The following is a 22662-nucleotide window of genomic DNA, read 5'->3' on the forward strand; positions in this document are numbered from 1 at the left end:
AATACATTCTACAAAAATATCATAATCATTTTTTAACGAATATGCGATAATAAATTATAAAAATTGTAAGGAGGTTTCCTATGATTCGGGCAGTCTTATTCGACTTAGATGGAACACTATTAGATCGTCGTCAATCTTTAGAACAATTTATTCATGATCAATATAATCGCTTTGCCTCTCATTTAATGAACATAGAAAAATCCGAGTATTGTTCTCGATTTCTCGAACTAGATAATAATGGCTATACGTGGAAAGATAAAGTATATGCTACTCTCCTTTCCGAATACAACATTACTACTTTAACGCAAGAGCAACTGCTGCACGACTACATTACAAATTTTCAACATCATTGTATCCCTTTCCAAAACATGCATGAATTACTTCGACGTTTAACACAACAAAATATTAAAATTGGTATTATTACAAACGGCTTTACTGACTTTCAGATAAATAATCTTCGCGCACTAAACATACATACGTATACAAATACAATTCTCGTTTCAGAAGCGGAAGGAATTAAAAAACCGCATCCTGAAATTTTCGAAAGAGCTTTAAAAAAGCTAGATGTGAAGGCAGAAGAATGTCTTTACGTTGGGGATCATCCTGAAAATGATGTACTGGGTTCTGAACAAGTAGGGATTCTTGGTGTTTGGAAAAGAGATTCATTTTGGGATGATTTTGAGCATTCGCATGTGGTGGATGATTTGTTGGAGGTGCTTTCGTTTTTAGAGATAGAGACAAAAACAAGACAATAGTAAAAGGAGGCTTCGTTTCCCGGACGCCTCCTCTTCCTTTATAATTCATATACTGTAAACTGCGGTTTACTCGGATGATCTTTAACTAGCGCATCATCTGGAAACTTTGAAACTTTTTGATATAAGGCAATGTCACCCATGCAACCTGCTGTTAGTAGAATTCCTAAAAATGAGAGTGGCTCCAGATTCATAGCTAACCCCAATACAATTGGCAAAATTCCAGTCGGTAAAAACGGCAGCATTAACACTTTCTTCATTTTCTTTACTGTAATTTCTTTTTTAGAATGAGCGTATGCAGCACCTAATTTCCAATTGACGCCCCATGTTAGTTCACTCCATGGAACACCTCCGATATAACGAAATCCAATTAAATGTATTGCCTCATGAATACAAACGAAAACAATCATTCCAATAATCAAAAGAAACATAACGGGCAATGTAAATTCAAATTGAACCCCGCCTGAAAGAAATATATGCAAATAACCAATTCCAAACGCCAACGCAAATATTATAAGTAATGAATAGATATTTAACTTAACCATCGAAACAGTAACAGTCATTTCTTTCCCTTTATCCATCTTTCCCCTCCTAAAATGTAAATATATCTTTACAAAATTGTATAATATACCCAAAAAAATGTAAAGATATATTTACATTTGATCTTATAAAAAAAGAAATCGGCCACTTTACTTCGTAAAACAGCCGATTTCTTCTATATGTTTCATCGTACGCGCCAATACATCGTCGCGCATTATAAAGCTAAATTTTCTATCCGTTTTAATGTTGTCAGGAATGTTTTTTAATAAAACAGACCCTTTCGTTTCTTCGTAATGCGTATGTTGTTCTACCGCACTAATTGTTGCAAAATAAATGTTTTTAATGATTATTTTGTCTTTTCCAGATACTTTATATTGTCCTAAGTAAGTTAAATCAGAAACTATGCCGCCGGTTTCTTCATGAACCTCTCGAACTGCCGCTTCTTCCGGTGTTTCCCCTAGTTCTACTTTTCCACCTGGAAATTCAAGACCGCGACGTAAATGATGCGTTAATAACCATTGATCCCCGTACCGGCATACAACCCAAACATGCTTTGGCTCAGGAGAAAATGGATAACGTTCAAACGATAATTGTACAGTGTTGTGGTAATAATCTTTAAATTTGTACATGCCATTACTCCCCTATTGATGGTTACAAGTTTTTCCTACCACAAATTGTAGCATATTCTCGCTTTTCTGCATAATATTATCCAATTATAATCCATTGATTATTCCCATTTGCGCGACTAATTCTTTCGTCTCATGATTTCCTAAATCGTAAATCATTTTATATGCTTTTTGTAGTTGTTCATCATATCGGTCATTATTTGAATCATGATGATACTCAACAAATGGAACGTGGGAGCGTACAAATGAACCTAAATCCTCTACATACGCTTGATCAAAGTACTCTCTTAACTCCGTAATTTCCTCATCATTTGCGGAAATCTCAAAATTATACGTATCCGCTGTCTTCACTTGTGAAATTTGACCGTTTGCTATTGATATATAATATGTTTTTTTCTGCTCCATGTAACACCCTTCTTTCATCCTTTTTATTTCTATTGTTTTCATCAATTACAAAATTATGTAAAATAAAGAAAAGGAGGGGTTCCATGTTTAAAATATTAATTATCGGTATTATAATCGTCCTAGTCATATTAGTACTCTCCGTCATGACGATTAATAAAGGCTACGCTTATAAACATTCCGTCGATAAACCAGAAGATAACCCGTATACAAAAAACAGCAAGAAGAATTCATAATACGCTTCGTATACTACTACTTATTTTAGGCCACATCATATCCAGTATTCGTTTACTAGCAGGTCAACATAACTTTCTACCACTTTCACAATTTCTATTAGGAGCTTTACTATTCCTTATTGCCCTTGAACAAATAAAGAAAAAAGATTCAGGAACCGGATTTATTTAGATTTTCCTCATCATTAGCTATATAAAATAACAGGGGGGATATATATGCTAAAGGGATTACAGATTATTTTTGCACTCATTGCATTATGTATAGTAATTTACGGATATTTTACTGGTAATAGAGAAATAATGCCTTATATGTTCATTTTCTTAGGATTAATGGCTTTCACTATAGGACTAGGAGAAATAAAACAAGACAGAAAATCTAGTGGTATATTTGCTTTCATAGCTGGAGCTGGTGCTTTATTTCTTAGCTTCTCAGAACTATTCCGATAAATAATCTATTTACATGCTAACTGGATTACGGATTGTTTTAGGACTTTTCACGCTTCTCATACTCTTTCTTTGCACATATATCCAGATTACCGATCATTTCTCACTTCTCCCATACGTACAATTTATTCTCAGTTGTTTCTTTATTCTTGTCGGAATTAACAAATTTATATCCGGACGAAAATCAATGAGCATTCCGTTTTTTTTTCGTTTCTATTCTTACACTCTTCGTTCTCATATCAAACTACCTTCGCTACGTATAGAATGAAATCTTGAGCAATTTCGCATTTACAAGCACGTAATAAAATAGGGATGATTTTTTTGTCATTTTTTGTCGGTAAGTCGATATTCCATGTCGAAACGTCGATATATTAAAAAAATCGTTGATATATTTCAAGTTACGGTCGATATATTCGAAAAATCGTTGATATAATTTTATTTATTATCATGACACAAAAAAACTGCCCTTTCACAGGCAGTTTTCTTTCTATCCAAATACTTTCTCAAGTTCATCTTTATCTTGGCTTAACCAGAAGTTCATTAAACGTTTTGCTCCTTCTAAATCGTGAAGCTTCGCTTGACCACATTGCGTTTCATTTGCAGCTGGAATTTCTGTAATTTGAACCGCATCTTTTAATGTTAATTCTAATAAATCAATAATTTCTCGAACTGTCGGTGTTCCGCTTACTACAAGGTAGTATCCTGTTTGGCAGCCCATTGGTGAAATATCGATAATATCGAAATGCGGATAACGATCAATATATTTACGTAAATTAAATGCTAATAAATGTTCTAACGTATGAATAACATCTGGTTTCATCGCTTGTTTATTCGGTTGGCAAAAACGAATATCAAATTTATTTACAATACCGTCACTACCTACATTGTGAACTCCGCAATGTCTTACATAAGGTGCCTTTACAATCGTATGATCTAATTCAAAGCTTTCTACTGATGGCATACAACATCTCTCCCGCTTTTAATTTAATTCCGCTATATCCAATATGATATAACGGAAATGCACATTAGTAAAGTATTATGTACAGTCGTGCTATAATACTTTAAGAATATGCTGAAAAGGAGATCGTTATGAAACAGATTTTTATTGGGATTATACGCTTTTATCAAAAGTTCATTTCTCCGATGACACCACCCACTTGCCGCTTTTATCCAACTTGTTCTCATTACGGATTAGAGGCGTTTCAAAAGCATGGTGCCCTCAAAGGCTTTTGGCTTACTTGTAAGCGTATATTAAAATGTCACCCTTTCCACCCGGGAGGATTTGATCCTGTCCCAGATAAAAAGGATGACAAAGTAAATTCTTAATTGTCGTAACCATTCACAACTAAATCTAATTTTCCTGTATCAGGATCGATAACAAGACCGTGAACAGGTACTTCTTCCGGAAGTAATGGGTGGTTGCGAAGTACTGATACGCTATGTTCTACACTTTCTTCTACACTAGAGAAACCGCGCAAGAATTGTTCTAAATCGATTCCAGAATAACGAAGCATATCTAATTTCTCTTCTGTTATACCGCGTTCTTTCATTTTCTCAATCGTACTGCTTGCTTGAATTTTTGCCATACCACAATCATGGTGACCAACTACACATACTTCATCAGCGCCAAGTTCGTATACAGCGACTAAAATACTACGCATAATACTTCCAAATGGATGTGAAATAACAGCGCCTGCTACTTTAATAATTTTCACATCGCCGTTACGCATATTCATCGCTTTCGGCAATAGTTCAACAAGTCTTGTATCCATACAAGAAATAATTACCATCTTTTTGTTTGGAAATTTCCCCGCTACAAACTCTTCATACTTTTTCTCTTCAACAAATTTCTCATTGTATTGCAAAATCTCTTCTAGTGACTTCATAGTAAAGGCCCTCTTTTCTCTCGTTTACACTACATAAATAGTGTACCAAAATATGAAAAACTCAAAAAGGATATCGCTTTATAGTAAAAATAAGATATTTTCAGATAATCGACATAATTCTTTCAAAATATACACACAGCTTTGTAACAAGTCTCACATACTATAATCCTATTTTCACTATAAACTAATTGTAGATAATGTAAAAAAGGAGTGAATATTTATTATGTCCGACGTTCTGTTACTGAGTCGTTTTCAATTTGCAATTACTATTTTTTATCACTTTTTATTTGTACCTTTGACAATCGGACTTGTCATTTTAGTAGCATGTATGGAGACTCAATACGCCCGCACATTGAATCCAACATACCGCAAAATGGCAAATTTCTGGGGTAAATTATTTACAATTAACTTCGTAATGGGGATTATAACCGGGATTACGATGGAATTCCAATTTGGAACAAACTGGTCTGAGTACTCCAAATATATGGGAGATATTTTCGGATCACCTCTCGCAATCGAAGCACTCGTTGCCTTCTTCTTAGAATCTACTTTCATGGGAATATGGTTATTCGGTAAAGATAAAATTTCACCAAAGTTCCGTGCCTTCTGTATGTGGATGGTTGCACTTGGCACAAATATTTCCGCCCTTTGGATTATTACAGCAAACGGCTTTATGCAAAACCCAGTTGGCTACGTCGTACGTAACGGCCGCGCTGAATTAAATGATTTCTGGGCACTCGTTACGAATCCATACGCTTGGAATATGTTCTTCCATACTGTAGTTGGTTGTTATATTGTTGGTGCTTTCTTCGTCATGGCAATTAGTGCCTATCACTTATTACGTAAAAATGAAGTTGAATTCTTCAAAAAATCATTTAAGTTTGGCTTAATGTTAGGCTTATTTGCCGCAACAATTACACCGTTTATGGGACATCAATCTGGTGTATCCGCGGCTAAATATCAACCTGCTAAAGGTGCTGCAATGGAAGCTGTTTGGGAAACTGGGAAAGGACAAGGCTTCTCGATTGTTCAAATTCCTGATGTGGAAAATGAAAAGAACTTTGAATTCCTTACGATTCCAAAGTTAGGAAGCTTCTTCTATACAAATTCATTTGATGGCGAAATTGTTGGTTTAAAAGATATTCCGAAAGAAGATCGTCCAAACGTTAACCTTGTGTACTATAGCTTCCGCTTAATGGTTGCACTTGGTATGTTCTTTATGGCATTAACTTGGTACGGTTTCTACTTAAACCGAAAAGGAAAACTGGAAAACTCAAAACGTTACTTAAAAATTACAATATGGTCTGTTTTACTACCATATATCGCAATTAATGCTGGTTGGATTGTTGCCGAAGTAGGTCGTCAACCATGGACAGTTTATAAACTCATGCGTACCGCAGAATCTGTATCACCTATATCTGTCCCGCAAATTTGGTTCTCATTAATTAGTTTAATCTTGTTCTACACTTTACTTTTAATCGCAGATGTATACTTAATGCTGAAGTTCGCCAAAAAAGGACCAGCAGCATTAGAAGAACCTGCTACTGAGGGAGGCGTGGCTCATGTCTCATGATATGCTTGCGATTATCTGGTTTGGTTTATGGGGCGTGATTTGGACAGTTTACTTTATTCTTGATGGATATGCACTTGGTAACGGAATGATTTTTCCTTTCGTTACGAAAGACCGACAAGAACGAAATCAATTACAAGAAGCAATTGGCCCGTTCTGGGGCGGTAATGAAGTGTGGTTAATTACAGCTGGTGGCGCAACATTTGCTGCCTTCCCAGTCACATATGCAAATATGTTTAGTTATTTATATACACCGTTATTCTTAGTATTACTTGCACTATTTGCTCGTGCTGCTGGACTTGAGTTCATGCATAAAGATGATTCACCAATTTGGCAAAAAACTTGTAAATGGGCATTTGCAATTGGTAGTTTCTTAATTGCTTTCCTATTCGGTGTTACATTTGCTAATCTTTATTACGGACTACAAATTGGAAAAAATGGCTATGAAGGAAATTTACTTAGCTTACTAAATCATTACGGTATTTTAGGAGGGCTGTTCTTCACTGCTATATTCGTCGTATCTGGTGCCCTTTGGGTTATGATTAAAACGACTGGTGAAGTATCTGACCGTGCTTATAAAATCGCAAGACCATTTTCAATGGCAGCTGCTATCATTTTAGCTATTTTCTATGTAGCAACTGCAAATCGTACAAATTTATTCCAAAACTTCACAGAGTACCCGGTACTATTCATTCTTCCAGTACTTGCAATGTTAATGAGTGTACTCGCACTTATTATGGTGTACAAACATAAAATCGGTCTTGCATTCACATTCGTTTGCTTAACAATCGCAATGTTTATGACAACTGGCTTTGCGGGTATGTTCCCAAGAATGTTACCATCTCGTATTAATGATGCTTATAGTACAACGTTATACAACGCAGCTGGTAGTCAATTAAACTTAAAAATTATGTTCTTCGTTGCAATGGTTATGGTACCAATTGTTATTGGATATCAACTTTGGAGTTACAGTATCTTTAAAAATAAAATTCATAAAGACTCTGCTAAAGGGTATCACTAAAATGAAAAAAGACACTTCGTTTGAAGTGTCTTTTTTATACGTATGATTTTCGATAAGATGTTATATTTCTAATCTAACAACTATAATACAGAAGAATCATTAACAGCTCACAGCTAGATTGTAGCACAGGACAAGTTCATCATTTTATGCAATTTTACATATTTCTCTATAAAGTAAACTGTATTCCTTGATCATTCACATCGCTATCCCCTACATCTGATGTACTAATCCCGCTAAATGTTTGTACTTTAATCCCTGTATTCGATGATCCCGATCCATTATAAGCTTTCGTTTTTTCAATCGGCTGCACGTTATATTTATCTCCTAAATTAATCGTTCCATTGCAGTTTTCAATAATAACGCCTTCCACAACTGACGGCATTTTGTCACCTACTTTCATTTCCTTACTTTCATTTTATGAAAAGTGCCTAAAAAAATAGCATGTCTCCATAAGAAAAAGCACTCAAATTGAGTGCTTTTTCTTATTTACCTTTTTTCTTTTTCTCACAAGCAATTCCATCGCCATCACGGTCTAAATGCTTACCGTAATATGGACTATCTCTTGTAATGTCATAATATCCCGCATCGTTTGCTTCTTTGCAATTAGCAAAACGTTTTGGATCTGGCTTTACTTCTGGTTTCGGTTCTGGTTTCGGCTGTGGTTGTTTTGCTCCTGGTCTTTCTTCAAGTGGTAACGTTGCATTATATAAGAACTGAACATATTGCTCACGACTTACATGCATTTTAGGTGCGAATGTACCGTCACCAGTTCCAGCTGTAATATAATTTGATTTAATTGCAGTAATCGCAGGATTCGCCCATCCATTTCTATCTACATCCGGGAAATTATGATCCCCTCTAATTTGCAATTGGAATCCTCTTGTCAAAATTTGTGCCATTTCTTCACGAGTTAACGCATCTTTCGGTCTGAATTTCCCTGTGTTATCTCCAACGAATACGCCCATCTCTGTTAAAGCAAGAATCTCTTTTTTAAACATAGTTGAACGATCCGTAACATCTTTATATGGATTGTTATACTGTTCTTTTACTGTCGGTTTTAAATGGCGGAACATAAGAGCTGCAACTTGCTCACGCGTTACATCATCACCAAATCCAAAAATCCCATTTCCGTATCCAGCAACAACGTTTTTATTTGCTAAATCCATAATTGCTTTATGAGACCAATGATTGTTTGGAACATCTTTAAAACCTGCGCTTGCCTCCGCTGTTCCAATTGAAGTAAATGCTGTAGTTGCAACAAGTGCACCTGTTAAAATTAATTTTTTAAATCTCATACTTAAGTCTCCTTCTCTTTCCATAATAACCATTTAACAATATAACAAATTATTCAAATGTACTTTGTCATATTCTGTCGAACACAAAAAAGAATCCTGCAGGATTCTTTTTTGCTAAGCATGAATGGCAATTTTGGAGACAGTTGACTTCTTCAAAAATTTATTAGGGGTAATATTTTGAAAAAGAAAGCCTTTCATATGTAGGTTAACACCGCTGGAATATATAGTAAATTGATAATATTTATACGGAAGATTGCTAATGTTTAGTATAGATACTTTCCACTATATCAACAGTGAAAAGTATCTACATGAAACAAAAAAAGGCGCCTTCAAAGAAGATGCCTTTCATAAACAGACACTATAAAACAGAATTATTTATTGTTATACGATTGTTAGATACAAAAAGTAGAGGGAAATGTTTGTATTACATTCTGTTTTATAAAGTATGTCTACCACTTATATTTTAATCCTCTTCACTTGAAAATAAATATAATATGCATAATTACATATGAAAAAGAAAAGACACTCCATAGAGTGCCTCTTCAACCATTTTACTTTTAATATATCGCTTTACATACATTGTAACATATGTATCCATATATTTTATTGAGAAAATTCAAAATCCTTTTTTTTTCATTTTCAATTATAAAATCATGTAATATAAAAGGTATGTCAAATTCTTATACAAGTTGAGGTGTACTATATTTATGTCTTTCGGAATTATTCCTCTTATATTGTTTATTATTTTTCTTATCTCCTATTTAAAAGATCCACGAAAAATAATAAATGGGTTTTTATTTAATACTTTTATCTGTTTTTTCCTTATTTTTTGCGTGATTGTATCTTGGAACTCAGATAGTGTTGTCCTACGCTACATTATATTTTTACCTTTTTTAGCACTCCTCTTTATGCTTACTTTCGGTACTGTCGCTTTAATGTTTGGACTATTTCTGAATGCTAGAATTTTAATGAAGCGAGAAGGAAGACGCTTCACAAACTCTTTAACTTTAATTGCTGCTTTAGGGATGTTATTCTGTATGTTACTCCCTATCATAAATCCAGCAAGTTTGGTCTCATCACATTTCCAGCCTATTTTTGCTAGTATTTCTCTTATAAGCGTATATTTCTTTATACACTTATCTAACTTCTTAAGCGCTTATTTTTTATATCAATTCAACAGACCAAGGCGTAATCAAGATTTCATTATCGTTCTCGGTAGCGGCTTAATTAATGATAAAGTACCACCTTTACTTGCAAGTCGTATTCATAAAGCAATCGACTTTTACTGGAAACAAGCCGCTGTGAATACGCCACCAACAATTATTTTCTCTGGTGGACAAGGTCCAGATGAAGGCCTTCCTGAAGCAGAAGCGATGCAAAAGTACGCTGTTGAAAAAGGAATTCCGCTTGAACATACAGTGCAAGAAAATCGCTCTGTAAACACATATCAAAATATGTTGTTCTCTAAAGAAATTATGGATTCTTTAAAACCAGACGGTAAGTATAAAAGTATTTTTACAACGAATAATTTCCACCTTTTCCGCGCTGGTATATATGCAAGACAAGCTGGTCTTAATAGCCAAGGAATTGGATCAAAGACAGCCTTTTATTATTGGCCTAATGCAATGATTCGTGAGTATGTTGCAATCGTTGTGATGGGACGTAAGCGCCATATGAAAATATGTGGAACTATTTTAGGCTTCGCTTTATTCCTATCCGTGCTTAGTTTTATCATTTCTTAATAGCATCCCATCCTTTGAAAGGATGGGATTTCTTATACTCATTTCAAAAATATTTTAAAGATAATATGGTCATAATATTCCCTGCATACATCCATTAAAGGAGAATTTTTTCAAATAAAATGTTAAAATAAAATTTAAGTGTGAATGACGTAACAAATAAGAAACTAGTTTGAAACGAGGAAATCATATGGAGAAAATTATCAAAAACAAGCCCAATAAGCTTAAAATCGCTTCAAAAGCTTTGATGATTATTATTGGGGCATTTATTACAGCGTACGGATTAGAGGCAGTATTAATTCCAAATAACGTATCAGACGGTGGTGTAACTGGTTTAAGTATCGTTAGTTCAAGATTGTTTGGATTACCATTAGGAGCTCTAATCGCAGTTATTAACATTCCTTTCGTTTGGTTAGGATATAAGCAAATCGGTAAAAGCTTTGCGATTTATTCTATTATCGGGATTGCTTCATTAGCAATAGGTACCGTTGTCATGCACGGAATACCAGCTATTATTGAAGGCGATACATTATTAGTTACAGTTGTTGGTGGTATTATCATCGGTTTTGGTATGGGACTAGCATTACGTAACGGTGGGGCATTAGATGGAATCGATATGCTAGCTGTATTGCTTTCTCGTAAGTTACCATTTGGAACGAGTGACCTTATTTTATTCTTAAACATGTTCGTATTTATTTTCGTATCAACCGTATTCGGTCTTCAAGGAGCTATCCTTTCGGCAATTGCTTACTTTATTGCTTCGAAAGTGATTCATATCGTTGAAGTTGGTTTAAGTGGTTCGAAAGCATTTAAAATCATTACAAAAGAGCCTGAATTGATGGTAGAAACAATTCGTGATCGTTTAGGCCGAAGTGCAACATATAACGAAGTATACGGCGGTTATTCTAGAGAGAAATTCAAAGAAATTTCTTGTGTAATTAACCGTTTAGAAGAAAGTAAAATGAAAGAACTTATTAACGAAATCGATCCACACGCCTTTATTACAGTTTATGACGTAGCAGAAGTAAAAGGCGGTAACTTTAAGAAACGTGATATTCATTAATCATTATGAAAGAAGAGGGTGTGCCAATATGTTGGCACACCCTCTTCTTTTATTGTTGTCAGTTTTTGTCGGTAAGTCGATATATTTCAATAATCGTTGATATATTTAGAGTTGCGATCGATATATTTTTACTCACCCCACCGGCTCCCTCGTTTAATCCACTCTACATACTTTTGAAAAGCCGTCACTTCATGTTGAAAACGAAGCGGAACATATAGAAAAAGAGTACATGTACATAGTATCCATAGAATACCTACTACAAAGTGAAATTTCATCGTTGTGCTAATAAACAAACTTAAGAATAATACGAGGAACATCATTACACTAAATCTTTTATACATAGTCATAATAATCTCCTCCTTATAACTTAATTGTACCAGCTATAAGGAATTAATTCCCATAATAAAAAGACCGAAAAGCCAATTCCACTTTTCGGTCTCTACACTATCTTCTCTTCGTAATCTTTCCTGAACCACCGACCCTCGTTTTCGGAGGAGATGTATTCCTTGGCGGCGTTTTAATAGATGATTTCGGCTTCACATCTGATCCGCTCGAACCACCTGGTGTTTTCGTTATTTTCCCTTTGCTTCCAGTAGAAGGCGGAGGCGTGCTGCTTCCTTTTTTCGTAATACTTCCTGTATCTCCTACAGAAGATTTCGAATCTACATTATCGCCACGCTTAATGATAGACCCTTTCCCTTCCTTCGTAATTGGAGGCGGGGTTTTCTTTTCTTCTTTCGTAGGCGGTCTCTCTGGAATAACTGGTTTATGATTTTGTCTGTCATTATATCCGCGATAATCACCGTACGATGATTTTCGTGAACCGAATATATCATTTAATATACTACCCATAATATATCCTTGCAGGAAGGACGGTTGGTAATTTTGACGGACAAACTCTTTATTACTTATTTCAATTAACGTATCAGATGGCTTCTCTTTATCCTTTTGCAGATTATAAATCTTATCAGAATAAACGAGGAACATTTGATTTTCGTCTTCTTTAGATGCTTGCTTCGGTTCTCTTTCATTAATGAGTTCCTTCGCTACTTCAGGAACTGACCGATTGGCGGCCCTATACACGTAAGATTCTTGTTTACCTTCTTTTGCGACAGATTCAAGCGGATAACGGTCTTGAATCGACTTTGTCTGCCCGCCCTGGCAACCTGATAAGGCATATCCAGCAACAACAAGTAATGTAACGATAGCAAGTATAGGGATCACGAACGATTTAATCATGGTAAACAATCGGTTTGACATGATTACGCCCCCTTACGTTGCTCTTATAATTTGTACATCAGCAGGAATAATTGCTTCTCCCTCATACATCATTGTGCGACCATTTTGCCATTCAATACGTAATAATTTTCGATTATCCGATTGGAACTCCCATACATACTGTTCTTCTGAAGCTGAGAATGGTGTTTTCCCCATCACAACAACACGTCCGTTATATTGCTCTTCCATATGGTACTCTGTATCATCCATTTCAATTGTCGTCGGAATTTCATCAATCGAATCTAAACGACCATCAATTGGTGTATATAATTTGTAATACGTATTTTCACGGTCTTCAATTTTTAAATAACGAATATCTTTTCCGTCTTGCAGTGTTAAAACAATTTCTTTACGAGAATGCATACTCGTTTTCCCAGTTAATTCGTACATGACTAATGAAACTTCAACCATATCGCCAGGAGCTAACGTTAACAAACTTTTCTCTAGTTTCGGCGGTTCTGGGCTTTTCATTATATTTTTAATTCGTTTAAATAAACTCATGATCTATCCCTCCTTCTCTCTTTATAAACAAGCACCTAAAATAAGTGCACCCACAATATGTAATGATCCGGCCAACATCGCGTGCGCAACACTGCCTTCTTTCGTACCTTCTTCTAAATCTAAACCAGCCATTTTCTTTAACACAAATTCGATAAACATTTCTACCACTAATAAAATAACGAAAGAAACTGCTGATGCAAGTAGCGCTTGCCATAAGTCATTTGCTTTCGTTATCGATTGAGATAAAATGTACCCTTGCGCGAATAATTTCATGACGAAACGAGTTGTTACAGCTGTATTCCCATTTTTTATTTCTTTTAAATCATTGTATTTTGTAAAAATCGAATCAACCCACATAATTGCAAATAAAAGTGCTGCACTCGCTCCAGTCCATACAAGCATGGCTAATACATTTGTCCATGTCATTGCAAAACCTCCTCTAAAAAGTAATAGAAAACCGACATGAATTTGTTTAGACATGTCGGTTCATTTGTCTCTATTCTATATTATTTCTCATACTGCTTCATAATACGAGCTAATTCATCGTCAACAGCAGAGTTTTTGTTTAAGCTTGCGAATTCATCATCTAATGATTTTTCTTTTTTGTACACTTCACCGCTTGCTTCTGCTTCAGCCTCTAATTGAAGAGCTTTCTCTTCCATACGGCTTAAACCAGCTTTCGCTGAGTTTGAATCAAATCCAGACATCGCCTGATTAATATTCTTTTGTGCTTTCGCCGCATTTACACGTGCTACAAGTGTCTCACGTTTATTTTTCAGCTCAGTTAATTGCTTGCGCATTTCTTCTAGCTTCAGGCGAAGATTATCAGCAGCAGCTTTGTTTTGCTCATAGCTTGCTTTATATTCATTCATCTTTTGCTCTGCGCTTTGTTTTTCTTCAAGAGCACGGCGCGCAAGATCTAAGTTATTAGCTTGAACAGCCATATGAGCTTGCTCTTCACGTTTTTTCACAAGTGCTTCTTGCTCTTCAAATAAGATTTTGAATTTCTTCTCAAGCGCGATTTGAGCTGCTACACTTTTCTCAGCTTCTTGTACATCCGCTTGCATATCGCGTAAATATTGATCCGTCATCTTAACTGGATCTTCCGCTTTTTCAATTAATGAATATACGTTCGACATTGTTAAATCTCTTAATCGTTTAAATACAGACATCTAAATTCCTCCTATGGTATACCTCATATTTCAAATTCACTACTTGGAAAACTGAAAAATCTCCCTTTACAGTAAAGAATATTCATTTTTACAGCCTATGTGTTTATTATAACAAAACTAATATGTCCTTACATGTTATTTCCAAAATACATCCATTATAATATGACATTCTATATATAATATTGTATTTCTAATATATTCTCATTATCCCTCTTTGAAATTAACTTACTTTTGTGCGATTTCACTAAATTACATAAGTGTAATGTTACTGTAAGCTAACTCGATAGTTGCATTCCAATATTTCTTATACACTAATACCAGAAGCAACAAACAAGCTTCTCATCATTTCAAAACTAATACAAAAATTGTATTTACTATAAAACATATAAAAGGAGAAATCATCATGAAAAAATTAGTAGGAATCGGGTTAGCAGCAGCAATTTCACTTGGGGCATTATCAGGTTGTTCTTTATTAGGAGAGAAAGCAAACGGTTTTGTACTGTACGGAACAGAAGATCAAGTAACACAAATTGCAGATAAAAACAAAAAAGAAGTGAAAGAAAAAGACTTCTATAAAATGAAAATGACAACATTAGAAGGTAAAAAAGTTCTTGTCATGGATAAGAAAACTGGTGAAGAACTTGTAAAAAAAGAATTGCTTAACAAAGTGGATGAAAAAGACGATACGAAACCACTTGATAAATTACCAGCTGTAACAGCAGAACAAGGTATATTATTCGCAAAAGAGAAAGTAGAAAATGCTACACTTGATGGAGCAAAATTAAAATATGAAGGCAATACAATTATCGGTAGTGGCCGTGCATATACAGATATGTATGCGATTGTTGATGACGCAACTTACAGCAATGTAAAAGGCGAAGAAAAATCTGTAGGTGTATTAAAATTTGATAAGGATCCAAGTAAAGAATTCCCTGGAAAGAATGGTGTAGAATCATCACAACTTGTAAAAATTAAAAAGTAAAACAAAAAAGCTTCGCGAAATTGAAGTGCACCCCAATTGTTAGACACATAATTAACAATTGGAGGTGCATTTTTTACGGCTAAATTTTCTTCAAAAGATAAAATACAAGCAGTAAAACGATATCTAGAAGGTACTGAAGATGTTTTTTACTTACTAACTATATGACTGTCGTTGACATTGATCCGCTGAATAAATCTATAATTTGTACGGATGCATTTTACAATAATATGACGTTAATATTATTTTTCGAACCTTACACACTCACCTGAAATCCACTAATTACCATTAATGTTATACATACCATCTTTATATCCCTTTATTACTTCGCACTGCAATACTTCCATGTACTTTCTAAGAGTGCTATCACTTATTCCTAGTCGTTTGGATACTTCACTAGCAGAATAAACAATTTCGTCCGTCATAACGTTACAACGGATTTAATTAATTAAGAAGATAACTATTTCAAATCGGAAGAGGGTTTAAAACAGTTCAAGAAAATGATTTTTGGATGTAACTTCACTTCACTTAAATAAATGACACCATTTTTATTTTAATCCCCTCTAATAAAGAACAGACATAAAAAATAATATTTTACCCAATAAATAATATATATATATTTATAAATATATGTAATATTGCATATCGCATGGACGCCCTAAATAAAATATGCAACAATTGGAATCGTTATTTAAAAAAAACATTTTTGGAGGAATTATACACTTATGTTAAACCTAAACTTAAAATCAAAATTCAAGAAAATCATCCCAGCTTCAATGGCATTCGCTGCACTTTTAACAGTTGCACCACTTTCTTCTTTTGCTGCTGAAACAGATGCACCTGTGAAAAATAATGTTGTGAATTTCCCACAAACAAACTACAATGTGACTGATTTAAATCAAAATCCAACAATTGATATAGATGAAGACGGCGAGGTATCTGCTCAAGGTTGGAAAAAGCAAGGATTAATTTACGGTTTAAAATGGGGCGGTGAAGCGTTAGAAAGCCTTCTTGGATACTTAGGTAAAGCAAAATATAAGAACGCTGTAAAAGAAAATCGTTTATCAATTGCCCACTATTTAGAGTACACAGAAAATGTAGCTAAACGAGGATTAAAAAACTTTTTAATTGATGATTGCGGCATAACACCTTCTACAGCAGATGTAGTAGCGGAAGGAATTTTATTTGTTATTCTATAATGTGTAATAATAGTATTGATACCTTATAGAAGTATGGAGATGATATACATGAACACGAATGAATTCGAATTATTAAAATATCAAATTGAACTATTGAAAAAAATGGTTAATATTGATGACAACCCTCTCTATGATTATATGATTGACTATAATTTTTCTAGAGAACAACATAATATTTTTGTAGATATTCTAAGTGCTTTTTCTCTTCAATTAAGACGTCAATCAAAGCAATTAGAAAAAGATGGAATTAAATATTTTGAATCTCATAAAGAAGCCATGTTATCTAAATACTCTCATTTAGATACTACAGGTTTTAATGGACTATCTATAGAAAATGCTCCAACTTTTGAAGCATTTTCATCTCTTATTACTCCATTTTTACCTGAAGATGTAAAACCTTTAATTTTATTAAAGCGTACGAATCGACAAGGTATACATACAGACATTTGTGAGTATTTAATTTCAGAATCACAAAAATAAGGCGCAATATGCGCCTTATTTTTACGTTTGAAAGGACTAACATTCGATGAAAAAAATAACTATTCATAATTTACCTTTATTTGCTTTTACTATTTTTTCTTTATTAATCTTTTTTATTGGTGGATTAAATGAAAAAAACGTATTTGCTGCTGAACATGATATAAAAAAAGACTACTTAATTATGTTTAATAACACAGTTGACGAACAACTTATCATTAAACATGGTGGTGTTATTAAGGAAACCTTTGAAAATTTACCTATTATTAAAGCTGAATTCTCCTATAATCCTGAAAAAGTTTTAAAACATAATAGTAATGTTAGTGAAGTGGAAGTAGATCAAACTATTAAAGCCCTTGGGGATAGTAATACTCAAACTAATCCCTCAATGACACAATCAAAATCCATCAACACTATTCCTTTCACTGGAAAAGGGGTATCTGTTGCTATATTGGATTCGGGAATTGATACAGAACATACAGATTTAAAAATAAAAGACGGTATTTCATTTGTAGAGAATCACCCAAGTTTTGATGATGATAACGGTCACGGGACACATTTAGCAGGAATTGTCGCAGCACAAGATAATGAATTAGGAATGACAGGTATAGCACCTAATGTAGATTTATATGCCGTAAAAGTATTAGATAAATATACAAATGGAAAATACAGTACAGTTATAAAGGGAATAGACTGGGCCATTGAACATAATGTAAATATTGTTTTAATGAGCTTAGGAGGAAAGAAAGAGTCAGCATTTTTTAAAGAAGCTATGGACAAGGCTTATCAAAAGGGTATCTTATTAATTGCCTCAGCTGGTAATGAGGGGTATAAGGACGGAAATACAATTTCTTATCCTGCAAAATTCCAATCAGTAGTTGCTGTCGGAGCTTTAGATAAAAATGATGCACGCGGTTTTCTTTCAAGTAAAGGTGATGAACTTGAATTAATGGCACCTGGTGTTGATATTTTAAGTACATGGAAAGATGGAAATTACAGATTAGATAGCGGAACATCTATGGCAGCAGCCCACGTCGCGGGCGTTGCTTCATTAATATTTGAAAAGAACCCTTATTTATCAAATAAACAAGTTAGAGAGATTATGAATAAAGCGGCTATTTCTCTTGGTAATGCTTTTGAATATGGTAATGGTAAGATAAATGTAGACTACGCTCTAAATATGGCGGATTAAACATAATGTTAAAAGGTGCACTTAAATATGAGTGCACCTTTTAACATTATTTAACACAAATATTATTATGCTAATCTAAAGTTTCCGTATTTACATTTTTTCTTTTTATCTCATAATTTTAATTTGGGGAAAGGGAGGAAAGAAATGGTTCAAATCAAAGTAACAACTGAAATGCTAGAAGAAGTTGCTAATTGTGCAAATAATACCAGCATCGCATGAGAAACTATACATAATAATTTATGTAATGAAATAGATCATTTGTGTTTTCAATGGATTGGTGCCTCTAACCAACAGTTCATTCAAATGTTCAATGATGCAAGACCAAAAGCTTTTACATCTATCAATTCGATTATAAAAGTGGAAGAGAATTTGAAAAGAATTGCCGAAAAAATTCCGTACCGCAGATGCTTCATATGATGGAAATCTTGAAGAAGGAGCAATGTGTGGTAAGTTAAATAGTGAGAAAAATGATGGATTTTTACGTGACAAGGTTTGGCATGGTCTCAAGGAAACTTATGAGGATCTTAGTAAAGTAAAAAATTCCGATGAGTCTTTATATGATAAATTTAAACATGGTATCGATGCAGCGTATAAAGATGTGAATAAAATAAAAGACACTATTCACGAGAATATGATGGGGGAGAGATAATTCGCGTTACTAGGCCACCAAATCCTGCAGGATTATATGTTGCAGAGCTAAAGGTTGATGGTATTGTAAAAAAAGCTAAATCTTCATTTTTCCCTAAGGATTGGAATAGAGTCCAGGTAGTTGATTCTATTAAAGAAGCATATACCAATCTTGTTCAAATCGCTCCAAATAAATACGTAGAGCAAACTTCTTCTGGATTTAAGGTTGAGATGATTATTGAAAATGGAGAAATTACCACTGCTTATCCAAAATATACGAGAAGATAGTGAGGTTGTATTAATGAATTATTCACATGAATTTTGGCGTGACCCATTTGGTGGACTAAGAATTCGTTTACCAAAAGAAATTGCTATTGTATCTGACTTTATAGAAAATCTAGATGAAGATGAAGCGGATGAATACATAGAAGTTTTAGACCATGTCGTAGAAGGAAAGTACCCTAGTTATGAACTAGAATACAATGCTGCTGCTGTATTTATTGAACCTAAATATACAAGCGCGATTAATTATTACATTAGCCCACCAAATAATCAATGTAAATTAGAAACTTCAGAATTCAGGAGATTACTTTTGCTTTGGAGAAATAAAGTGATGACAGAAGGCCGAGATATTGAAGTAGATTAAAAAGACTGCCTGTAATGAAGTGCACCCCAATTGTTAGACACATAATTAACAATTGGAGGTGCATTTTTTATGGCTAAATTTTCTTCAAAAGATAAAATACAAGCAGTAAATGGAACAATTTAAGCAAGAACTAGAAACTTATATTTATTACTACAATCACAAAGGAATTAAAGCAAAACTAAAAGGATTGCCCCCTGTGCAATACAGAGTTCAATCCTTAGTAGCTAGCTGCTTAATATATTTGTCTAACTTTTTGGGTTCAATTCAAATTCGAAAAGCTTTTTTCTATTTATGAGCAATTTGCTCCATATCCGGACTACAAGTATTCGACTGACATGACTTATTTAAAGAACATGCCGCGCATTTTCCTTTTTTACTTCTCTTTACAAAATTAACTAACGTGTATGCTGCATAACCAAAAATGATAGCTCCAATTATAATATTGACCATCATCACAATACATCTCCTTCTAGAATCCGAGTAGGGATCCAACTTGGTATATAATGAGCGTTAATACATAAGCAACTACGAGTGGATACACGACTGAGAAAATCGTCCATTTCGCTGATCCTGTTTCACGTTTAATAACAGCTACCGTCGCTAAACACGGAACATATAATAAAATAAAGAACATAAATGCATAAGCTGATAATGCTGTATAATGTGCTCCCATTACATTTCCAAGCACGTCTTCTTTCACCGCATAAATAATGGCCATTGTAGAAACGACCACTTCCTTCGCTAAAAATCCTGTTAAAAGGGAAGCTGCAGCTTGCCACGTTCCAAAGCCAAGTGGTGCAAATAGTGGTGCGATAAATCCACCAATCATTGCTAAGAAACTGTCTCCCATATCAACACCAAATCCTGATGGCCCTGCATAATTTAATAGCCAAATGACAACAGAACCACCAAAGATAAATGTACCTGCTTTACGAACAAATCCTTTCCCTTTCTCCCACGTACTTAGCCATAACGTTTTCGCTTGCGGCACGCGGTAAGGCGGTAGTTCAATAACGAAAATAGATTTTTCCGCTTTTAAAATGGTAAGAGACATAATTTTTGTAACTAATAACGCAAGGACAATCCCTGCAACATATAGGGAGAACACAACAGTTGCCTGACTATGAGGGAAGAATACTCCCGCAAATAACGCATATACAGGTAAACGTGCCGAACAAGACATAAATGGTGTTACAAGAACTGTAAGTAAACGTTCTTTTTCTTGTTCAATCGTTCTCGCTGCCATAATACCTGGAACATTACATCCAAAACCGATAATCATCGGAATAAACGCTTTTCCGTTTAAACCGAAGAACTCCATAATTCTATCCATAACAACTGCAATTCGCGCCATATATCCTGAGTCTTCTAATAATGAAATGAAAAAGAATAGTGCAAAGATTTGTGGAACGAATACTAATACGGCACCAACACCAGCAATAATACCTTCCGTAACGAGTGCTTGAATAAAATCAGAAGCTCCAACACTTGTAAGCCCAGCTATCACCCAATCCGTAAGCTGTCCAGCAAAAAACTCATCTAACATATCAGATAACGGTGTCCCAATCCACGTAAACGTAACCTGAAAAATAAAAAACATAACTGCTAAAAAGATTGGAAGTCCTAAAATTTTATGTGTAATTAATCTATCAATTTTTTCTGAAAAAGGAATTTCTCCTTCTTTCTTATGCTTCATAACATTTGTTTTTAACTTTTCAATATACGCTTCACGAGTTTTGTAAATGTGCTCTTCCAACGTACAATCAAGTTTTTCTTCTAAGCGAGATCGAATGGCTATGAGTTCCTTATAGATTGGTAATGCTTTCATTTCTTTTTCTACTACTTCGTTATTACTTAAAAATTGAAGAGCTAACCATCTCGGATGCTCATAATTCGCTTTCTCTAAAAGAGAAATTACTTCTCCAATTCCTTCATCCATTCGTACACCATATGAAATAATGAATGGCTTTTTCTCGTTTTTATCATTTTCTTTAAGAGTCGCAAGTAATTCTTCACAGCCTTTTCCACTTCTTGCAACGACAGGAACGACTGTTACACCTAATAGTTCTGATAATCGTTTTACATCAATGACAATTCCTCTTTGCTTCGCCACATCAATCATATTTAAACCAATTGAGACCGGCTTACCAAATTCAAGTAATTGCAACGTTAAATGCATATTTCGTTCGAACTGCGAAGAATCCACAATATTTAACATATGCTGAAATTCTTCTGTTAATAGAAAGTTTGTTACAACACCTTCATCACGCGAAACTGGATTTAAATCATACACACCTGGTAAATCAATTAATGTTCCTTGCTTATCTTTTAATTTACCAACCTTCTTTTCTACTGTTACACCGCTCCAGTTTCCTACGTATTCATAAGAACCAGTAAGCGCATTAAATAATGATGTCTTTCCTGTATTCGGATTCCCTAGCAAAGCTACCTTATTCACGCTAATTCCACCTTTATCATTTTCGCGTCACAATGACGAATGCTAATTAACTGTCCACGACACTCCAATGTACAAGGACCTTTGAACATCGCTTTCTGCTTCATACGAAGTTCGCTTCCTTCAGAAAGACCAAAAGCAGCCAGTCTTCTCTTTAATAATTGATCTAACGACTGAACGCTTTTTACTAACACTTTCTCACCAATTTTAATATCTACTAAGCTCATAACCTTCCCCCTCAGAAGAGAATGATAATTATTTTCAAAAAAATTATAGCACACTCTATTTCTCTTGTACTATACCCTTTTGCTTCATATTTATTAACATTTCGCTACAATTCTATTTCAATTATTGTCATACTGTATTCGTTTGCCATTCTCATCCATTTCGCTTACAATAAACAGTAGCAAATAAAGAATCTCGTTATCACAGGGGGAGCCATGCCGCTGAGAGGGAACACTTCGTTCCGACCCTTCGAACCTGTTAGTTAATGCTAACGCAGGGATTGTGCAAACGTCCGAAATACATACCTCTTTTTATTTACGTATTTCGTATCCTCCTATGA

Annotated in this window: 31 protein-coding genes, 3 pseudogenes and 1 riboswitch; of the genes and pseudogenes, 18 read left to right on the forward strand and 16 right to left on the reverse strand. The window is 34.5% G+C overall.

Going from position 1 to position 22662, the window contains the following annotated elements; translation table 11 throughout:
- Window positions 1-80: 80 nt before the first annotated feature.
- Window positions 81-755 (forward strand): HAD family hydrolase, encoded by a 675-nt coding sequence (locus ACTFR9_RS22970; protein WP_214328365.1) that lies wholly within the window; start codon window positions 81-83, stop codon window positions 753-755.
- A 38-nt stretch (window positions 756-793) separates the two neighbouring features.
- Here the strand turns inward: ACTFR9_RS22970 and ACTFR9_RS22975 are convergent, their stop codons facing one another.
- From ACTFR9_RS22975 to ACTFR9_RS22985, 3 genes are all read right to left on the reverse strand, one after another.
- The gene (locus tag ACTFR9_RS22975) at window positions 794-1333 is read right to left on the reverse strand and encodes a DUF3267 domain-containing protein (protein ID WP_000357373.1); all 540 of its coding nucleotides are present in this window, start codon (window positions 1331-1333) and stop codon (window positions 794-796) included.
- A 108-nt stretch (window positions 1334-1441) separates the two neighbouring features.
- A complete protein-coding gene (gene mutTA / locus ACTFR9_RS22980; protein ID WP_000276388.1) occupies window positions 1442-1921 on the reverse strand; it encodes an antimutator 8-oxo-(dGTP/GTP)ase in 480 nt (159 codons plus the stop codon).
- An 84-nt stretch (window positions 1922-2005) separates the two neighbouring features.
- Complete coding sequence (locus ACTFR9_RS22985; protein WP_000435818.1) at window positions 2006-2323, reverse strand: hypothetical protein; 318 nt, start codon at window positions 2321-2323, stop codon at window positions 2006-2008.
- Between the two features lie 83 nt (window positions 2324-2406).
- Here ACTFR9_RS22985 and ytzI point away from each other — a divergent pair, with 83 nt between their 5' ends.
- The 3 genes from ytzI to ACTFR9_RS23000 are packed head-to-tail and all read left to right on the forward strand — an operon-like array spanning window position 2407 to window position 3000.
- A complete protein-coding gene (gene ytzI / locus ACTFR9_RS22990) occupies window positions 2407-2556 on the forward strand; it encodes a YtzI protein (protein WP_000472802.1) in 150 nt (49 codons plus the stop codon).
- Window positions 2549-2725, forward strand: coding sequence for a DUF3953 domain-containing protein (locus tag ACTFR9_RS22995; RefSeq protein ID WP_219993374.1), 177 nt, complete (start codon window positions 2549-2551; stop codon window positions 2723-2725). The genes ytzI and ACTFR9_RS22995 overlap by 8 nt, the downstream gene beginning before the upstream one ends.
- Window positions 2726-2769: 44 nt before the next feature.
- Entirely contained in the window at window positions 2770-3000 is a 231-nt protein-coding gene (locus ACTFR9_RS23000; protein ID WP_229136276.1) for a YczI family protein, read from the forward strand.
- Window positions 3001-3484: 484 nt separating this feature from the next.
- Here ACTFR9_RS23000 and luxS read toward each other — a convergent pair whose 3' ends face one another.
- Complete coding sequence (luxS, locus tag ACTFR9_RS23005) at window positions 3485-3958, reverse strand: S-ribosylhomocysteine lyase LuxS (protein ID WP_001141369.1); 474 nt, start codon at window positions 3956-3958, stop codon at window positions 3485-3487.
- 128 nt (window positions 3959-4086) lie between these two features.
- Between luxS and yidD the strand changes: the two genes are divergently transcribed.
- Window positions 4087-4323: a membrane protein insertion efficiency factor YidD gene (gene yidD / locus ACTFR9_RS23010; RefSeq protein WP_000809334.1), complete on the forward strand. Its 237-nt coding sequence runs from the start codon at window positions 4087-4089 to the stop codon at window positions 4321-4323.
- Here yidD and ACTFR9_RS23015 read toward each other — a convergent pair.
- Window positions 4320-4883, reverse strand: a complete 564-nt coding sequence (locus ACTFR9_RS23015; RefSeq protein ID WP_000838159.1) for a beta-class carbonic anhydrase — start codon at window positions 4881-4883, stop codon at window positions 4320-4322. The genes yidD and ACTFR9_RS23015 overlap by 4 nt on opposite strands.
- Window positions 4884-5106: 223 nt before the next feature.
- Here ACTFR9_RS23015 and cydA point away from each other — a divergent pair, with 223 nt between their 5' ends.
- Both cydA and cydB read left to right on the forward strand, forming a co-directional pair.
- Window positions 5107-6456 (forward strand): cytochrome ubiquinol oxidase subunit I, encoded by a 1350-nt coding sequence (gene cydA / locus ACTFR9_RS23020; RefSeq protein ID WP_001286187.1) that lies wholly within the window; start codon window positions 5107-5109, stop codon window positions 6454-6456.
- Window positions 6446-7474, forward strand: a complete 1029-nt coding sequence (gene cydB / locus ACTFR9_RS23025; RefSeq protein ID WP_000017662.1) for a cytochrome d ubiquinol oxidase subunit II — start codon at window positions 6446-6448, stop codon at window positions 7472-7474. Before cydA ends, cydB begins: the two co-directional genes overlap by 11 nt.
- 166 nt (window positions 7475-7640) lie before the next feature.
- Here cydB and ACTFR9_RS23030 read toward each other — a convergent pair whose 3' ends face one another.
- Both ACTFR9_RS23030 and ACTFR9_RS23035 read right to left on the reverse strand, forming a co-directional pair.
- Window positions 7641-7874 (reverse strand): spore germination protein, encoded by a 234-nt coding sequence (locus ACTFR9_RS23030; RefSeq protein ID WP_001998505.1) that lies wholly within the window; start codon window positions 7872-7874, stop codon window positions 7641-7643.
- An 82-nt stretch (window positions 7875-7956) separates the two neighbouring features.
- Complete coding sequence (locus ACTFR9_RS23035) at window positions 7957-8769, reverse strand: S-layer homology domain-containing protein (protein WP_001211241.1); 813 nt, start codon at window positions 8767-8769, stop codon at window positions 7957-7959.
- A 707-nt stretch (window positions 8770-9476) separates the two neighbouring features.
- Here ACTFR9_RS23035 and ACTFR9_RS23040 point away from each other — a divergent pair.
- Window positions 9477-10511: a YdcF family protein gene (locus ACTFR9_RS23040; RefSeq protein ID WP_000007817.1), complete on the forward strand. Its 1035-nt coding sequence runs from the start codon at window positions 9477-9479 to the stop codon at window positions 10509-10511.
- 187 nt (window positions 10512-10698) lie between these two features.
- Complete coding sequence (locus ACTFR9_RS23045; RefSeq protein WP_000411240.1) at window positions 10699-11571, forward strand: YitT family protein; 873 nt, start codon at window positions 10699-10701, stop codon at window positions 11569-11571.
- A 128-nt stretch (window positions 11572-11699) separates the two neighbouring features.
- Here ACTFR9_RS23045 and ACTFR9_RS23050 read toward each other — a convergent pair whose 3' ends face one another.
- From ACTFR9_RS23050 to ACTFR9_RS23070, 5 genes are all read right to left on the reverse strand, one after another.
- Window positions 11700-11918 (reverse strand): hypothetical protein, encoded by a 219-nt coding sequence (locus ACTFR9_RS23050; RefSeq protein WP_061183691.1) that lies wholly within the window; start codon window positions 11916-11918, stop codon window positions 11700-11702.
- A 97-nt stretch (window positions 11919-12015) separates the two neighbouring features.
- Entirely contained in the window at window positions 12016-12831 is an 816-nt protein-coding gene (locus ACTFR9_RS23055) for a DUF4247 domain-containing protein (protein ID WP_000071207.1), read from the reverse strand.
- 12 nt (window positions 12832-12843) lie between these two features.
- Window positions 12844-13350, reverse strand: coding sequence for a DUF4178 domain-containing protein (locus ACTFR9_RS23060; RefSeq protein ID WP_042510795.1), 507 nt, complete (start codon window positions 13348-13350; stop codon window positions 12844-12846).
- Window positions 13351-13371: 21 nt separating this feature from the next.
- Window positions 13372-13776, reverse strand: coding sequence for a DUF350 domain-containing protein (locus ACTFR9_RS23065; RefSeq protein WP_076855891.1), 405 nt, complete (start codon window positions 13774-13776; stop codon window positions 13372-13374).
- A gap of 80 nt (window positions 13777-13856) precedes the next feature.
- The gene (locus ACTFR9_RS23070) at window positions 13857-14522 is read right to left on the reverse strand and encodes a PspA/IM30 family protein (RefSeq protein WP_000110283.1); all 666 of its coding nucleotides are present in this window, start codon (window positions 14520-14522) and stop codon (window positions 13857-13859) included.
- 403 nt (window positions 14523-14925) lie between these two features.
- Here ACTFR9_RS23070 and ACTFR9_RS23075 point away from each other — a divergent pair, with 403 nt between their 5' ends.
- Window positions 14926-15504 (forward strand): lipoprotein BA_5634 family protein, encoded by a 579-nt coding sequence (locus ACTFR9_RS23075; RefSeq protein ID WP_061401684.1) that lies wholly within the window; start codon window positions 14926-14928, stop codon window positions 15502-15504.
- A gap of 302 nt (window positions 15505-15806) precedes the next feature.
- Here ACTFR9_RS23075 and ACTFR9_RS23080 read toward each other — a convergent pair.
- Window positions 15807-15926 (reverse strand): annotated as a pseudogene (locus tag ACTFR9_RS23080) (DUF3967 domain-containing protein); the annotation flags it as partial.
- 300 nt (window positions 15927-16226) lie between these two features.
- On the opposite strand from ACTFR9_RS23080, the gene ACTFR9_RS23085 reads away from it, so the two are divergent.
- The 8 genes and pseudogenes from ACTFR9_RS23085 to ACTFR9_RS23120 all read left to right on the forward strand — a co-directional run.
- Window positions 16227-16700, forward strand: coding sequence for a hypothetical protein (locus tag ACTFR9_RS23085; protein WP_000933426.1), 474 nt, complete (start codon window positions 16227-16229; stop codon window positions 16698-16700).
- A gap of 48 nt (window positions 16701-16748) precedes the next feature.
- Window positions 16749-17180 carry a hypothetical protein gene (locus ACTFR9_RS23090; protein WP_440049025.1) on the forward strand — a complete coding sequence of 144 codons (432 nt, stop codon included), beginning with the start codon at window positions 16749-16751 and terminating at the stop codon, window positions 17178-17180.
- A gap of 46 nt (window positions 17181-17226) precedes the next feature.
- The gene (locus ACTFR9_RS23095; RefSeq protein ID WP_229136277.1) at window positions 17227-18369 is read left to right on the forward strand and encodes a S8 family peptidase; all 1143 of its coding nucleotides are present in this window, start codon (window positions 17227-17229) and stop codon (window positions 18367-18369) included.
- A 144-nt stretch (window positions 18370-18513) separates the two neighbouring features.
- Window positions 18514-18835: pseudogene (locus ACTFR9_RS23100) on the forward strand (WXG100 family type VII secretion target); the annotation flags it as partial.
- Entirely contained in the window at window positions 18809-19018 is a 210-nt protein-coding gene (locus tag ACTFR9_RS23105) for a hypothetical protein (RefSeq protein ID WP_370648076.1), read from the forward strand. The pseudogene ACTFR9_RS23100 and the gene ACTFR9_RS23105, both read left to right, overlap by 27 nt.
- A complete protein-coding gene (locus ACTFR9_RS23110) occupies window positions 19018-19284 on the forward strand; it encodes an EndoU domain-containing protein (RefSeq protein ID WP_229136291.1) in 267 nt (88 codons plus the stop codon). The genes ACTFR9_RS23105 and ACTFR9_RS23110 overlap by 1 nt, the downstream gene beginning before the upstream one ends.
- Before the next feature lie 13 nt (window positions 19285-19297).
- Window positions 19298-19642 (forward strand): hypothetical protein, encoded by a 345-nt coding sequence (locus tag ACTFR9_RS23115; protein ID WP_001109640.1) that lies wholly within the window; start codon window positions 19298-19300, stop codon window positions 19640-19642.
- Between the two features lie 109 nt (window positions 19643-19751).
- Window positions 19752-19871, forward strand: a pseudogene (locus tag ACTFR9_RS23120) (IS3 family transposase); the annotation flags it as partial.
- A gap of 56 nt (window positions 19872-19927) precedes the next feature.
- Here ACTFR9_RS23120 and ACTFR9_RS23125 read toward each other — a convergent pair.
- The 3 genes from ACTFR9_RS23125 to ACTFR9_RS23135 are packed head-to-tail and all read right to left on the reverse strand — an operon-like array spanning window position 19928 to window position 22324.
- A complete protein-coding gene (locus tag ACTFR9_RS23125; protein WP_000989595.1) occupies window positions 19928-20095 on the reverse strand; it encodes a FeoB-associated Cys-rich membrane protein in 168 nt (55 codons plus the stop codon).
- Window positions 20096-20111: 16 nt separating this feature from the next.
- Window positions 20112-22100: a ferrous iron transport protein B gene (gene feoB / locus ACTFR9_RS23130; RefSeq protein ID WP_440049026.1), complete on the reverse strand. Its 1989-nt coding sequence runs from the start codon at window positions 22098-22100 to the stop codon at window positions 20112-20114.
- Window positions 22097-22324: a FeoA family protein gene (locus tag ACTFR9_RS23135; protein WP_000060519.1), complete on the reverse strand. Its 228-nt coding sequence runs from the start codon at window positions 22322-22324 to the stop codon at window positions 22097-22099. The genes feoB and ACTFR9_RS23135 overlap by 4 nt, the downstream gene beginning before the upstream one ends.
- A 194-nt stretch (window positions 22325-22518) precedes the next feature.
- Window positions 22519-22620: riboswitch (TPP riboswitch) on the forward strand.
- Window positions 22621-22662 lie beyond the last annotated feature (42 nt).

Source organism: Bacillus cereus group sp. MYBK222-1, assembly GCF_051916425.1.
In the GTDB taxonomy this organism is placed as follows: Bacteria; Bacillota; Bacilli; order Bacillales; family Bacillaceae_G; genus Bacillus_A; species Bacillus_A paranthracis.